The organism is Nocardioides daejeonensis (assembly GCF_003194585.1).
GTDB classification, from domain to species: Bacteria; Actinomycetota; Actinomycetes; order Propionibacteriales; family Nocardioidaceae; genus Nocardioides; species Nocardioides daejeonensis.
Genome location: NZ_QHKZ01000002.1, coordinates 195,934 through 209,311, shown reverse-complemented (window position 1 = coordinate 209,311; position 13,378 = coordinate 195,934). Strand labels below are relative to the sequence as shown.

Annotated in this window: 16 protein-coding genes; 11 read left to right on the top strand and 5 right to left on the bottom strand. The window is 70.6% G+C overall.

Features of this window, described 5'->3' with window-relative positions:
- Positions 1–61: 61 nt before the first annotated feature.
- Together pyrE and DNK54_RS05670 are read left to right on the top strand one after the other, a co-directional pair.
- The gene (pyrE, locus tag DNK54_RS05675) at positions 62–604 is read left to right on the top strand and encodes an orotate phosphoribosyltransferase (protein ID WP_239459943.1); all 543 of its coding nucleotides are present in this window, start codon (positions 62–64) and stop codon (positions 602–604) included.
- Positions 605–625: 21 nt separating this feature from the next.
- The gene (locus tag DNK54_RS05670; RefSeq protein ID WP_110205998.1) at positions 626–1,750 is read left to right on the top strand and encodes a D-alanine--D-alanine ligase family protein; all 1,125 of its coding nucleotides are present in this window, start codon (positions 626–628) and stop codon (positions 1,748–1,750) included.
- Between the two features lie 12 nt (positions 1,751–1,762).
- Here the strand turns inward: DNK54_RS05670 and DNK54_RS05665 are convergent, their stop codons facing one another.
- Complete coding sequence (locus DNK54_RS05665) at positions 1,763–2,902, bottom strand: GGDEF domain-containing protein (protein WP_110205997.1); 1,140 nt, start codon at positions 2,900–2,902, stop codon at positions 1,763–1,765.
- A 58-nt stretch (positions 2,903–2,960) separates the two neighbouring features.
- On the bottom strand, positions 2,961–3,674 hold the full coding sequence (locus tag DNK54_RS05660) for an enoyl-CoA hydratase/isomerase family protein (RefSeq protein ID WP_162602318.1): 714 nt from the start codon (positions 3,672–3,674) through the stop codon (positions 2,961–2,963).
- 32 nt (positions 3,675–3,706) lie between these two features.
- On the opposite strand from DNK54_RS05660, the gene DNK54_RS21420 reads away from it, so the two are divergent.
- Positions 3,707–4,351: an aggregation-promoting factor C-terminal-like domain-containing protein gene (locus DNK54_RS21420; protein WP_239459942.1), complete on the top strand. Its 645-nt coding sequence runs from the start codon at positions 3,707–3,709 to the stop codon at positions 4,349–4,351.
- Between the two features lies 1 nt (position 4,352).
- Here the strand turns inward: DNK54_RS21420 and DNK54_RS05650 are convergent, their stop codons facing one another.
- Together DNK54_RS05650 and DNK54_RS05645 are read right to left on the bottom strand one after the other, a co-directional pair.
- Positions 4,353–4,790 (bottom strand): DUF3515 domain-containing protein, encoded by a 438-nt coding sequence (locus DNK54_RS05650; protein WP_162602317.1) that lies wholly within the window; start codon positions 4,788–4,790, stop codon positions 4,353–4,355.
- Between the two features lie 63 nt (positions 4,791–4,853).
- Positions 4,854–5,090, bottom strand: coding sequence for an Lrp/AsnC family transcriptional regulator (locus DNK54_RS05645; protein ID WP_110205994.1), 237 nt, complete (start codon positions 5,088–5,090; stop codon positions 4,854–4,856).
- Positions 5,091–5,220: 130 nt separating this feature from the next.
- Here DNK54_RS05645 and DNK54_RS05640 point away from each other — a divergent pair, with 130 nt between their 5' ends.
- The gene (locus tag DNK54_RS05640) at positions 5,221–6,192 is read left to right on the top strand and encodes a thiamine-phosphate kinase (protein WP_110205993.1); all 972 of its coding nucleotides are present in this window, start codon (positions 5,221–5,223) and stop codon (positions 6,190–6,192) included.
- 134 nt (positions 6,193–6,326) lie between these two features.
- Here the strand turns inward: DNK54_RS05640 and rpmB are convergent, their stop codons facing one another.
- Positions 6,327–6,512 (bottom strand): 50S ribosomal protein L28, encoded by a 186-nt coding sequence (gene rpmB / locus DNK54_RS05635; RefSeq protein WP_110205992.1) that lies wholly within the window; start codon positions 6,510–6,512, stop codon positions 6,327–6,329.
- 229 nt (positions 6,513–6,741) lie between these two features.
- Here rpmB and DNK54_RS05630 point away from each other — a divergent pair, with 229 nt between their 5' ends.
- The 7 genes from DNK54_RS05630 to rnc all read left to right on the top strand — a co-directional run bounded on the left by DNK54_RS05630 (position 6,742) and on the right by rnc (position 13,375).
- Positions 6,742–8,412, top strand: a complete 1,671-nt coding sequence (locus DNK54_RS05630) for a DAK2 domain-containing protein (protein ID WP_239459941.1) — start codon at positions 6,742–6,744, stop codon at positions 8,410–8,412.
- Between the two features lie 11 nt (positions 8,413–8,423).
- On the top strand, positions 8,424–10,676 hold the full coding sequence (locus DNK54_RS05625) for an ATP-dependent DNA helicase RecG (RefSeq protein WP_239459940.1): 2,253 nt from the start codon (positions 8,424–8,426) through the stop codon (positions 10,674–10,676).
- A 13-nt stretch (positions 10,677–10,689) separates the two neighbouring features.
- Positions 10,690–11,274 carry a 16S rRNA (guanine(966)-N(2))-methyltransferase RsmD gene (rsmD, locus tag DNK54_RS05620; RefSeq protein WP_110205991.1) on the top strand — a complete coding sequence of 195 codons (585 nt, stop codon included), beginning with the start codon at positions 10,690–10,692 and terminating at the stop codon, positions 11,272–11,274.
- An 8-nt stretch (positions 11,275–11,282) separates the two neighbouring features.
- A complete protein-coding gene (coaD, locus tag DNK54_RS05615) occupies positions 11,283–11,780 on the top strand; it encodes a pantetheine-phosphate adenylyltransferase (RefSeq protein ID WP_110205990.1) in 498 nt (165 codons plus the stop codon).
- Between the two features lie 73 nt (positions 11,781–11,853).
- A complete protein-coding gene (locus DNK54_RS05610) occupies positions 11,854–12,417 on the top strand; it encodes a YceD family protein (protein WP_239459939.1) in 564 nt (187 codons plus the stop codon).
- A gap of 51 nt (positions 12,418–12,468) precedes the next feature.
- Complete coding sequence (rpmF, locus tag DNK54_RS05605; RefSeq protein WP_110205989.1) at positions 12,469–12,654, top strand: 50S ribosomal protein L32; 186 nt, start codon at positions 12,469–12,471, stop codon at positions 12,652–12,654.
- A complete protein-coding gene (rnc, locus tag DNK54_RS05600) occupies positions 12,575–13,375 on the top strand; it encodes a ribonuclease III (protein WP_204164438.1) in 801 nt (266 codons plus the stop codon). Before rpmF ends, rnc begins: the two co-directional genes overlap by 80 nt.
- Positions 13,376–13,378: the final 3 nt, after the last annotated feature.

Below are 13,378 nucleotides of genomic sequence, written 5' to 3'. Positions count from 1 at the left end.
CGACCATGAGTAATTCCTCCTGCCGGCCGAAGGCAGCGAACAATGCGGAATGATGGCCTGCGTGAACGCGCAGACCACCCCTCCGACCGACGCCACCCTCGCCGCCGACATCGATGCGTGCTGCCGTCTGACCGGCACCTTCACGCTGCGCTCGGGCCAGGTCGCCAGCGAGTACTTCGACAAGTACCTCTTCGAGTCGCGCCCGGACCTGTTGGAGCGCGTCGCCGCCCAGATGGTGGCGCTGCTGCCCGAGGGCACCGAGCTGCTCGGCGGGCTCGAGCTCGGCGGTGTGCCGATCGCCACCATGGTCAGCGCCAAGACCGGTCTGCCGGCGCTCTTCGTGCGCAAGAAGGCCAAGGAGTACGGCACCTGCAAGCTGGCGGAGGGCCCGGCGGTCGAGGGTCGCCGGATCACGCTGATCGAGGACGTCATCACCACCGGCGGGGCGGTCCGGGACGCCACCCGGGAGCTGAGGGCCGCGGGAGCGATCGTCGAGACGGTCGTCTGCGCCATCGACCGCAGCCCGGAGGGCGTCAACCCGCTCGCCGACGTCGAGCTCGAGGTCCGGCCCGTGCTGACCAAGGCACAGCTGGACGCCGTCTAGGGGTTAGGGTCGGTCCCCGTCATGACTTCACAGCAGCAGCCCAAGCCCAGGATCGCCGTCGTCTTCGGGGGTCGCTCGAGCGAGCACGTGATCTCGTGCGCGACCGCCGGAAGCGTCTTGGCGACGATCGACCGGGCGGCGTACGACGTGATCCCGGTGGGGATCGCCACCGACGGGCGCTGGGTGCTTGCGGACGGCGATCCCGAGCGGCTGCGGATCCGTAGCGCCGAGGAGCTGCCCGAGGTCGACGGCTCCGGGGACCTGGTGAGCCTCAACGCCGTTGCAGGCGGCGCCGAGCTGGTCGTATCCGCGGCTGGTGCGCCGCCGAGCGTGCTCGGCTCGGTCGACGTCGTCTTTCCTCTGCTGCACGGCCCCTGGGGCGAGGACGGCACCGTGCAGGGCCTGCTCGAGATGGCGGGCGTGCGGTACGTCGGGTCCGGAGTGCTGGCCTCGGCGATCGGGATGGACAAGGCCGTGACGAAGGTGGTGCTCGCCGGTGCCGGCCTGCCCACCGTCCCCTCCGTGGTGGTCACCGCACACGATTGGCGCGCCGACGAGACCGACTGCCGAGAGCGGATCGCCGCGCTGGGCTACCCGGTCTTCGTGAAGCCCACTCGCGCCGGGTCGTCGATGGGCATCTCCAAGGTTCGTGGCCCCGAAGAGCTCGCCGCGGCGATCGAGACCGCTCAGGCGCACGATCCGAAGGTGCTGGTCGAGGCGTTCGCCGCCGGCGCCCGTGAGATCGAGTGCGGCGTCCTGGGCGCCCTCGACGGCGGCGTCGAGACGACCCTCCCTGCCGAGATCAAGGTCGGCGGCGACCACGAGTTCTACGACTTCGAAGCCAAGTACCTGCCGGAGGAGAGCACCACGATCGACCTGCCGGCCGATCTGCCGGACGAGGTGATCGCTCGGGTGCGCGAGATGTCCGCGCAGGTCTTCCGCGCTGTGGGCTGTGAGGGACTCGCGCGGGTCGACTTCTTCCTGATGCCGTCCGGGGAGCTTCTGGTCAACGAGATCAACACCATGCCGGGCTTCACACCGACCTCCATGTACCCGCAGATGTGGGCGGCCAGCGGCTTCGACTATCCCCAGCTCGTCGAGCGGCTGATCCAGCTCGCTCTCGCCCGCGACACGGGCCTGCGCTGAGCAGTCGCCACGTCAGCGGCGAACCACGCGGTCACGCCCCTGCTGCTTGGCGTCGTACAGGGCCTGGTCGGCAGCGAGAAGCAGCTCCTCCAAGGTCCGGTCCGGGTCGATTGCGACGATGCCCCAGCTGACCGTGGGCATCGCGATGCCCACAGAGAGGGTCGTCCGGCGTAGGGCATCCGCCACCCGGCCGGCGGCTTCGGCTGCCCGGTCCAGGTCGGCTCCGGGCAGGAGAACGGCGAACTCCTCGCCGCCGTACCGGGCGATCAGGTCGGTGGAGCGGCCGACGCGCATGCACACCTCGGCGAACCTCCGGAGTGCTTCGTCCCCGACGGCGTGCCCCTGGGTGTCGTTGATCGCCTTGAACTGATCGAGATCGGCCAGGAGCAGCGACCCGGAGCTCCTGGACCGCCGGAGCCGGGCGAGCTCGGCAGTGGCCAGACGCTCGAAGCCGTCGCGGTTGAGCAGCCCGGTCAACGCGTCGTGGGTGGCTCGACGCTGGAGATCACGCAGCGACTGCTCGGTGGAGAGCGCCGACATCGTGAAGCAGACCGCGATCAGGAAGACCAGGTTGAGCAGGATCGTCGGCTGGGATCCGAACCAGGTCTGGAAGCGGTCGCTGTGGGGACCCCACGCCAGGAACCCCCCACAGCGGCCGACGTAGAACACACTGCTGAGTGCCGCCAGGACGGCGAGCCACCGTGCCGCCGCCTCGGGGTCTCCGCGGTCGAGGCGCCAGAGGTCGGTGGCGATGACGGCGAAGAGCGAGGCCATGCAGAGCAGGAACACCGCCCCACCCGACCACGTGTCGTGTGCCGGGTCGCCCGCCACAGCCGCGGCCAGGGTCACCAGCACGGGCACCGCTCCCAGCCGTAGCGGGCGCACGGTCGTACGCAGCGAGCGCGCCGCCGCCCAGGCCAGCACGCAGCCTGCCACGGTGAGGGTGTTGCCGGCCGGGTTCGCCCACACCTGATGGTCGGTGCCGTTGAGCAGGAAGCCCGAGGAGCCGGCCAGGAAGAGGACGAGGCTCAGGCACCACCAGCGGCTGTAGGCCGAACGGGTCGACCGGAACGAGATGAAGTAGAAGAGGGCAGCCATGATGACCGCCGTGATCACGAAGGCGACCCGCAGGCTCAACACGTCCAGGCCCATTGCTCCGTCACTCCTCCCCACGCCAGCATGACATGAGGCCGTCTCCCGGGTGGTGGAATCAGCCTTGCGGCAGGCCCGCGCCGCTGCGCTGGAACTCGAGCAGATGCGCGTTCTCGTAGTCGACGCGCTCGGCGGTCTGCTCCAGTTCGCGGAACATCGTCTTCAAGGTGCGTACGCCGGAGGGTGACTGCTGCGCGATCTGCTCGGCCAACCGCAGGCCCGTAGTCTCGGCCTCCTCCGCAGGGACGACGTGCTCCACCAGGCCGATCCGCCGAGCCTCCTCGGCGCCGATCGCCCGCCCGGTGTAGACCAGTTCCTTCGCCCGTGCCAGTCCCACGAGCTGGGTCAGGCGGGCGGGGCCGACGGGCACCCCGAGGCGGGCACCGGACCAGGCCAGTGCCAGGTTGTCGCCGGCGACGCGGAGGTCACAGCCCGCGACGACCTCCGCGCCGCCGCCGACGCAGTTGCCGACACAGACCGCGATCGTCGGGACCGGAGTTCCCTCCACGCGCTGGTAGAGCTCGGCGAAAGCCTCCATCCGCGCCACTCCGCCGTCCGCGTCCAGCGGCTCGGAGACGTCCGCACCCGCGCAGAAGGCGGAGGTCGAGGTGGTGGAGAGGACCACAGCGCGCAGCTCGTCGTCCGCGGCGAGCTCGGCGAGTGCCGCGTTCAGCGCCTGGAGGGTCGCGGTGTCGAGGGCGTTGCGGCGCTCGGGGCGATCGATGCGGAGGATCTCGATGCCGTGCTGGTGCCGTTCTCTCACGATGTTCACGCGGGCCATTGTGCTCGACTACGGTGGCGCGAGTGACCCGGCTCCGTTCATCTCGCCGTACGGCCAGCGCGCTGGTGGCAGGCCTCCTCGTGGCCCTGCCGTTGACCGCATGCGCCGCGTCGACCGGTGCGGAGGGTCCCGGGCACGCGAAGCGGGAGCCGAGTGCGGCATCCGCGCCCGGCGGGCCCGAGTCCCGTACGGCCACACCCGGCGCTTCCGGGCCTCCCGGCGCAACCCCGCACCGGCGCGTCCGCACCGGCGCGGCAGCCCAGGTGCCGGACGCGGTGATCCTGGAGCAGCTGCGCCGCAAGGCCGAGCGTCTGGCGCAGCAGCTGCCCGTGGAGTCGCCGTCGCCGACGCCTGCCGACCTCGACCCGGCCACGAACCGCGGCCTCGGCTACCGGATGATGCTGGAGTTCGGCTTCGCTGCCGAACAGTGGGGCTACCTCGATGCGCTGTGGCAGCGCGAGTCGGGGTGGAACCACCTGGCAGAGAACCCGAGCTCGGGTGCCTATGGCATCCCTCAGTCGCTGCCGGGCGAGAAGATGGCCGTCATCGGACCGGACTGGCGCACGAACCCCGAGACGCAGATCAGCTGGGGACTGGCCTACATCGCGGCTCGTTACGGCACTCCGCAGAAGGCCTGGGCCCACTCCGAACGCCATCGCTGGTACTGAGTCAGCTGCACCGGCCGACGCGGGTGAGCTGGGCCTTGACCGCCTCCGAGACCGTGACCAGCACATCCGCGGGCGGGCGGTGCTCGGCGGGTACCTGGAGCCGGACGGCCGGACGGAAGCCGATGGTGGTCATGTCGAGCGAGGCGTCCTGGTCGGCGAACTCCTCGGGACGCACGTACCAGCCCACGTCGTTGATCTGCTCGCAGGGCGAGACCTCGGTGAAGTCGTCCGGCATGCCCGCTCCGCAGACCACCACGACGGCGGGGTCGCCCCAGGCTCGCGCGGGGGCGTCGTCGGGGGAGACGTCGTCACGCTCGTCCAGACCCTCCAGGGTGCTCGGCAGGGCGTCGAGGAAGCCGTCACAGGCGGCGCGCTCGCTCCGGTCCAGGTGCGGACTGTCGACCTCGACGCCGCCGCCACAGGCAGCGAACAGGCTCACGACGGTGCCGGCGAGGAGGGCGTGCCGGCACCGCAAGGCAAGGCGATGCAACGGAGTTCGGAGTCAGATGTGCACGATGGGGCAGGTGAGGGTGCGGGTGATCCCGTCGAGGTTCTGCACCCCCGCGACCACGATCCGCCCTAGTTCGTCGACGCTGCTGGCCTCCGCGCGCACGATGACGTCGTAGGGGCCGGTGACGTCCTCCGCGAGGGTGACGCCGTCCACCTCGCGTACGGCGCGCGCCACCTCGGCGGCCTTGCCCACGTCGGTCTGGATCAGGATGTATGCCTGGACAGCCACGGTGGCTCCTCGATCTCTGGGGGATCCGGTCCTCCGCCTCACCGATCGGTGTGCGGACGCTCACCAACCTACCTTCCTGGCTCTGCGTGTCGGAAGGAGCGGGATTGTCGGGGGCTGGTGGGATGGAGTCATGGCGACACCCGAGATCGACCCGAAGTCAACGCTGGCCGAGGTCGGCGAGTTCGCCCTGATCGACGCGCTGACCGCGCTGTTCCCGCAGGGCGAGCAGGTGCTGGTCGGCCCCGGCGACGACGCAGCGGTGCTGCGGATCCGCAATGGCCACGCCGTCGTCTCCGCCGACCTGATGGTCGAGGGCCGGCACTTCCGGCGCGAGTGGGCGAGCGCCGAGGACATCGGTGCCCGCGCCGCGGCTCAGAACCTCTCCGACATCAACGCGATGGGCGGTACGGCCACCTCACTGACCGTCGGGCTCGCGCTTCCCTCCGATCTCACCGCCGACTGGGTGTTGGGCTTCGCGCGAGGCTTCGCGGCGGAGTGCGCGAAGGTCGGCGCGAGCATCGTCGGCGGCGATCTGACCGGTGCCGACCAGATCGTCGTCGCGGTCACCGTCATGGGCGGCTGCACGGTATCGCCGGTGTTGCGCTCCGGCGCCGAGCCCGGCGACGTCGTCGCGCTCTGCGGTCGCCAGGGCTGGGCGGCGGGAGGACTCGCGGTCCTGGGCCGGGGCTTCCGTTCGCCCCGGGTGCTGGTGGAGGCCTACCGGCGGCCCGAGCCGCCGTACGCCGCCGGCCGGGTGGCTGCCGAGGCGGGTGCGACCGCGATGATCGATGTCTCCGACGGACTGGTCGCCGACGCCGGGCACATCGCTCGCGCCTCCGGCGTCCGGATCGACCTGCGGACCGGTCAGCTCGAGATCGCCGAGCCGTTGCACGCGGTAGCGGGCGCGCTGGGTGCGGACCCGATCCAGTTCGTGTTGGGCGGCGGTGAGGACCATCCCCTCCTGGCGTGCTTCCCGGCAGAGGTTTCGCTGCCGGAGGGGTGGTCGGCGATCGGTGTAGCGATGGAGGCGGATCCCGAACTGCCGCCGGTCACCGTCGACGGCGGCGTCTACGAGGGCAGCGCCGGCTGGACGCACTTCTGAGTTTGGTGGTGAAGCAGTCGGTGCTGAAGAAGGCCATGGCCTGCTGCACGAACGAGCCGTCGTTCACCACGCACCGAAATCCAGAAGGCCTCCACCCCGTGGGGCGGAGGCCTTCTGAGAAGTCGTGACCGGGCTCAGCGGCTGACCTTGCCGGCCTTCAGGCAGCCGGTGCAGACGTTGACGCGCTTGGGGGCACCGTTGATGGTGGCCCGCACTCGCTGGATGTTGGGGTTGAACCGACGCTTCGTGATCTTGCGCGACCACGGGCGGTTGTTGCCGAAGCCGGGCTTCTTGGCGCAGATGTCGCAGACGGCAGCCACCGTGAACTCCTGGAACGATCGAGGTTGGGAAACGTGAGAGCCAGAGGCAACGCACCGTCGGTGGGGCACTCGGGCAACCGCGCAAGCGTAGCCGATGCTGGCGCCTCGGAGGAAATCGGGCGTCCTGCGGTTCGCTTGCCGTCCCAGCATGCACCCTGCGGGCGCACCCTCATAATGTGTGTGCCTCGGGCGCAGGCCCGGGAGTGACCGACGACAGCGAGGACCGAGCGTGGTGGACCAGGCATCCAGTCAGGCGCCCAGCGACGTGGCGACGCTGCTCCGGTTCATCGAGGTCGCGACGGGTGCGTTGGCAGCGGCGCGTGAGGAGATCGACGCCCTCAACGTCTATCCGGTGCCGGATGGCGACACCGGCACGAACATGTTCCTCACGCTCTCGGCGGCGCGTGACGCGCTGCACCAAGCGGTCGACCAGTCGGTCGAGGAGACCGCCGAGAACCGCGCGTCTGCCTTCGCCGCCTTCGCGCGCGGTGCCCTGCTGGGCGCTCGCGGCAACTCCGGCGTGATTCTCTCCCAGATGCTCGGCGCGATGACCAAGCACATCGCGGGTCGGCTCCCGGGCGAGCGCTCCGTGGACAGGTGGGCCGACGCGATGGTGCAGGCGACTGCTGCCAGCTACGAGGCTGTCGGCACGCCGGTGGAGGGGACGATCCTCTCCGTCGCGCGCGCCGGATCCGAGGCGGCCAGGGCCGCCGCCGACGCGCTGCCGCCGGAGCAGGACGACGTCGCTGTGGTTGTCGCTGCTGCTGCCGGGGCCGCGCACGAGGCGCTGCTGCGCACGCCGTCACAGCTCCAGGTGCTCGCGGACGCCGGAGTGGTGGATGCGGGGGGCCGCGGCCTCTGCGTCCTCCTGGACGCCCTGGAGACCGCTCTTACCGGACGCCGGGCGATCCACGACCCGGGTGGTCCGGTACGCCGCCACATCCCGGTGCCGCTGCCCACCCACGACCTCACGGCTGAGGGACCTGCCTACGAGGTCATGTACCTGCTGGACGCCGAGGACGCCGTGATCCCGGAGCTCCGTCGGCGGCTTGCCGCTCTGGGTGACTCCCTGGTGGTGGTCGGGGGCGAGGGCCTGTGGAACGTCCACGTCCACGTCGACGATGTCGGCGCAGCGATCGAGGTGGGCATCGAGAGCGGTCGGCCGCATCGGGTGCGGGTGACGCACTTCGCCGAGCAGGTCTCGGGCCGTTCCTCCGCGTCGACCCCCTCGGCACGGAGGGGGCGCGTCGTCGTCGCGGTCTCCGCGGGCGACGGGCTGAGCGCGATCTTCGGTGAGGCGGGTGCGGTGGTCGTTTCGGGTGGCCCGGGGCGTCGCCCCAGTGCGGGCATGCTGCTGGAGGCGATCCGCGAGAGCGGCGCGGCCGAGGCCATCGTGCTCCCCAACGACCCCGATACGGTGCGTTCGGCCGAGATCGCGGTGCGGAGCGCCGAGGTCGAGCTGGGGGTGCGCGCGGCGGTCATCCCGAGCCTGGCTCAGGTGCAGGGACTGGCGGCGCTCGCCGTCCACGAGCCCGGCCGCTCCTTCGACCAGGACGTCCTGCACATGACGGCGACAGCGAGCCATGCCCGGCACGGCGCGGTCACGGTGGCGGCGAAGCAGGCGATCACCATGGCCGGCCCCTGCGAGCCCGGTGACGTGCTCGGCGTCATCGCCGGCGACTTCGCGATCGTCGGCACCGAGCTCGCGGATGTCGCGACCCGCATCATCGACCGGCTCCTCGGTGGCGGTGGCGAGCTGGTCACGCTGGTTGCCGGCGTGGGAGGCGAGGAGCTCTCCGCGCACTGCGCCGGATGGGTCGAGTCGCAGCATGCCACTGTCGACGTCGTGGTGTACGACGGAGGGCAGGAGCGCTATCCGTTGCTGATCGCGGTGGAGTGAGAGGACCGGGTGTGAGTGGGATCAAGCTCGACTCGCCGATCGCCACGGTGCTGGGGAGCGGCAAGGACCGCAAGAAGGTCGATGCGCTCGCCGACCGGCTCGGCATGCACACGGTCGGCGACCTGCTGTGGCACTTCCCGCGCACCTACTTGGAGACCGGCGAGCTGACCGACCCCGGCAACCTGCGCGAGGGGCAGCTGATCGTGGTGGTCGCCGAGGTCGACCAGGTGGCGACCAAGCGGTTCACCAACCGCAAGACCGGACGTCCGGGCTGGCGGGTGATGCTGACCATCCGGACCGTCACCACCCGGCTCACCCTGACGCTCTTCGCCACCCGCGAGCATCTCGCCACCTACTGGAGCAAGCTGTGGCAGCCCGGCACGACGGGTGTCTTCACCGGCAAGGTGAGCTGGTTCGGCAACGGCTGGCAGCTCACCCATCCTCAGATGGTGCGGATCACCGGCGAGCATGCGGGCGAGGAGGAGGCGGCACTCGACCTGGCCGACTCGCTGCGTGGGCTCTTCCCGGTCTATCGCACCACCGCGGGCGTGGAGTCGTGGGACATCTCGCGGGTGGTCGACTTCGCCCTCGACGTGGTCGACGACCTGACCGACCCGCTGAGCGAGGAGTTCCTGGCGACCCACGACCTGCTCGACCTGCAGACCGCGCTGCGCTGGGTCCACACCCCCGACGACTGGTCCCAGCTCAGCCGGGCCCGCTACCGCTTCCGGTTCGTCGAGGCGCTCACGACCCAGTTGGTGCTGGGGCGCCGTCGCCTGGAGGCGCGGTCGCAGCCGAGTCGCCGCTGGACCGGTGGTGGGGGACTGCTGGCCGCCTTCGACGCGCGGCTCCCCTTCGAGCTGACCGCAGGCCAGCGCGAGATCGGCGAGCTTCTGGAGCGTGAGCTCGCCGGGGAGCACCCGATGAACCGGCTGCTCCAGGGGGAGGTCGGCTCCGGCAAGACGCTGGTCGCGCTGCGCGCCATGCTGCGGGTCGTCGACTCGGGCGGGCAGGCGGTCCTGCTGGCGCCGACCGAGGTGCTTGCGCAGCAGCACCATCGCTCGATCGTCGCGATGATGGGAGACCTCGCCGAGGCGGGCCACCTGGGCAGCGCCGAGCACGCCACCACGGTCACGCTGCTCACCGGATCGATGACGAAGGCCCAGCGCACGCAGGCGATGTCGGTGATGGCCAGCGGTGAGGCCGGCATCGTCATCGGCACCCACGCGCTGCTGGAGCCGAACGTGCAGTTCGCCGACCTCGGCCTCGTCGTCGTGGACGAGCAGCATCGCTTCGGGGTCGAGCAGCGTGCCGCGCTGACAGACAAGTCCGCGGCCGTCCCGCACGTGCTGGTGATGACCGCCACTCCCATCCCGCGGACCGTCGCGATGACCGTCTTCGGTGACCTGGAGGTCTCCACCCTGCGCGAGCTCCCGGCGGGCCGGGCCCCGATCCAGACCAGCGTGGTGCCCCTGCGCGAGCGGCCGGACTGGATGCATCGGGTCTGGGCCCGAGTGCGCGAGGAGGTCGAGAAGGGGCACCAGGTCTACGTGGTCGCGCCCCGCATCGGCGGTGACGACGCCGAGGAGGGACAGGTCGACCAGGTCGACGTCGACGAGGCCGGGGAGGCGTTGCCGGGTGTCCGTGAGGGCGAGCTGGCCGCGGTCGAGACGGTGGCGCCGGAGCTCGCCGAGGGGGCACTGGCCGGGTTGCGGGTCGCCGCCCTGCACGGGCGGCTTCCGGCCGACGAGAAGGACCGGGTGATGCGCGCCTTCGCCGCAGGCGAGGTCGATGTGCTTGTCGCGACCACGGTCATCGAGGTCGGCGTGGATGTCGCCAACGCCACCGCGATGGTGCTCCTCGATGCCGACCGCTTCGGCGTCTCCCAGCTGCACCAGCTGCGCGGCCGGGTGGGGCGTGGCGGCCTGCCGGGGCTCTGCCTGATGGTGACCCATGCGGAGCAGGGCAGCCCTGCGCGCGAGCGACTCGCCGCCGTGGAGGCGTCCACCGACGGCTTCGAGCTCTCGGTCGTCGACCTCGAGCAGCGGCGCGAGGGAGATGTGCTCGGCGCTGGTCAGTCGGGGCGCCGTACCTCGCTGGTGCACCTGCGGGTGCTCCGCGACGAGAAGACCATCCTGGCCGCGAGGGCCGCCGCCGACGAGCTCCTGGCCACCGATCCGGACCTCGCGGGGGAGCCGGTGCTGCGGGAGTCGGTACGGCGGCTCGAGGCGTCGGTCCACAGTGACTTCATGGAGCGATCGTGAAGGGAGCCGGTCAGTGACCAGGATCATCGGAGGCAGCGCCGGAGGCCGGCGGCTGGAGGCGCCTCGCGGCAGCAACACCCGTCCTACCTCCGACCGGGTCCGCGAGGCGCTCTTCTCCGCCGTGGAGTCGTGGTGCGGCTCCTGGCAGGGCCTGCGGGTGCTCGACCTGTACGCCGGCACCGGGGCAGTGGGGCTGGAGGCGATCTCGCGTGGAGCCGAGGAGGCGATCCTGGTCGAGCAGGACCGCCGGACCGCCGAGCTGATCGGACGCAATGCACGCACGCTGGGCTTCGCTCAGGCGCGGGTGGTGACGGCCTCCGTGGCGACGTACCTGGGCCAGAGCGAGCCGGTGCCGTGTCACGTGGTCTTCCTCGACCCGCCGTACCCGTTGGCCAACGACCGGGTTGCCGACGACCTGGCTCTGCTGGTCGACCGGGGCTGGCTCGGCGACGACGCGCTGGTCGTGGTCGAGCGGTCCAAACGCGGTGGCCTTCCCGCGTGGCCCGTCGGCATCTCGCCGTTGCGGGAGCGCAAGTACGGCGAGACGGTGCTGGGATATGGTCACGCTGCGCCCGACACATCGACCTCAGGGGAGTAGGAGCAGTAGTGCGCAGAGCGGTTTGTCCCGGATCATTCGACCCGGTCACCAACGGTCACATCGACATCGTGGCGCGGGCCTCGTTCCTCTTCGACGAGGTGATCGTGGCGGTCGGGGTCAACAAGTCGAAGAATCGCCTCTTCTCCGCTGAGGAGCGGATGGAGATGCTCGGCGAGGCGTGCCGGGAGTTCCCCAACGTGCGTATCGACGGCTTCTCCGGTCTGCTCACCGCCTTCTGCGAGGAACGCGACGTGCATGCGATCGTCAAGGGCCTCCGCGCGGTGTCGGACTTCGACTACGAGCTGCAGATGGCGCAGATGAACTCCTCACTCGCCGACATCGAGACGGTCTTCGTGCCTACCAGCCCGGAGTACTCGTTCCTTGCCTCCAGCCTCGTCAAGGAGGTCGCGACCTTCGGCGGCGACGTCTCCGGTCTGGTGCCCGACTTCGTCAGGGAGCGTCTGGCAGCCCGACTGGAGGAGCGGCGGCGTTCGGGCGAGGCCTGAAGCCGATGCGTTTTGCTGCTGGGCCCCGGGCCCCGCTAAACTCTCACCGATTTGTCGTAGTGGACGTGGAGACGTGACCAACACACACCTGGACCCGAGAGCGCCGCTCGTGCTCGACACCCGCGAGCTCGGCCGCCGCCCGGGGTCCATGAGTGAGTTCGAACGCTCCGTGCCTGCGCCGGCAGATCTTGGCATCGAGGTCCTCGGTGTCCCCGAAGGTGCGCAGGTCGAGCTCGACCTGCGCCTGGAGGCGGTCATGGAGGGCGTCCTCGTCACCGGCGTGGCTACGGCCGCGCTGGCGGGGGAGTGTTCGCGGTGCCTGGAGCCGATCTCCGACGAGATCGAAGCCCGGTTCCAGGAGCTGTTCGTCAGCGATGACGGTGAGCACCGACCCGAGGACGACGAGGAGAGCGGTGTCAGTCGACTCGTGGGAGACCTGCTCGACCTCGAACCGACACTGCGTGACGCGGTGGTGCTCGCACTGCCGTTCCAGCCTCTCTGCGAGGAGGACTGCCCGGGGCTGTGCACCGAGTGCGGTGTGCGGCTGAAGGATGATCCGGAACACTCGCACGAGGCGCCGATCGACCCCCGGTGGGCCGGCCTGGCAGGGCTGGCGACCGAGCAAGACCAAGACTGAGAAAGCACACGGCCGGCCCGCGAGGGCCGACCTGGCCTAGAGGAGAAAACAGTGGCTGTCCCGAAGCGGAAGATGTCGCGCAGCAACACGCGTCACCGTCGCTCGCAGTGGAAGGCCGCCGTGCCGTCCACGGTGACCTGCGCGAACCCCGCCTGCGGTGCCCAGCACCTTCCGCACCGTGCGTGCGGCGAGTGCGGTCAGTACGGCGCGCGCGCCGACCGTCGTCAGGTCCTCTGAGCCCACGGGTCCTAGAACCCTGACCGGCTACGAAGGGCTGCGCACAGCGCTCGGGGATCCTGATCTGGACCCCGAGCTGCTGGAGCGCGCCCTGACCCACCGCTCGTACGCCTACGAGAACGGTGGCCTGCCCACCAACGAGCGACTCGAGTTCCTGGGGGACTCGGTACTCGGCGTGGTGGTCACCGAGACTCTGTTCCGCTCCCACCCCGACCTCTCCGAGGGCAGGCTGGCGAAGCTCCGCGCGGCGGTGGTCAACGCGCGCGCGCTCGCCGGCGTCGCGCGCGCCATCGGCCTCGGCGAGCACATCAAGCTCGGCCGCGGTGAAGAGGCCACTGGCGGCCGTGACAAGGCCTCGATCCTCTCCGACACCGTCGAGGCGGTGATCGGTGCGATCTACATCACCGGCGGCTTCGAGAACGCCGCTCGCGTCGTCCACCAGCTCTTCGACGAGCTGATGGAGACGGCGGCGAGCCTGGGCGCCGGGCTCGACTGGAAGACCTCGCTCCAGGAGCTCTCGGCAGAGCGAGGCCTCGGCGTACCCGAGTACGTCATCGAGGCATCAGGTCCCGACCACATGAAGTCCTTCACCGCCCAGGTGCGCGTCGGCGAGCGGCTCTACGGCCACGGCGTCGGGCGCTCGAAGAAGGAAGCCGAGCAGCAGGCCGCAGAGACGGCGTACGGCGAGATCGCGGACGCCGCCGCAGACCAGTCCGCCTAGGCC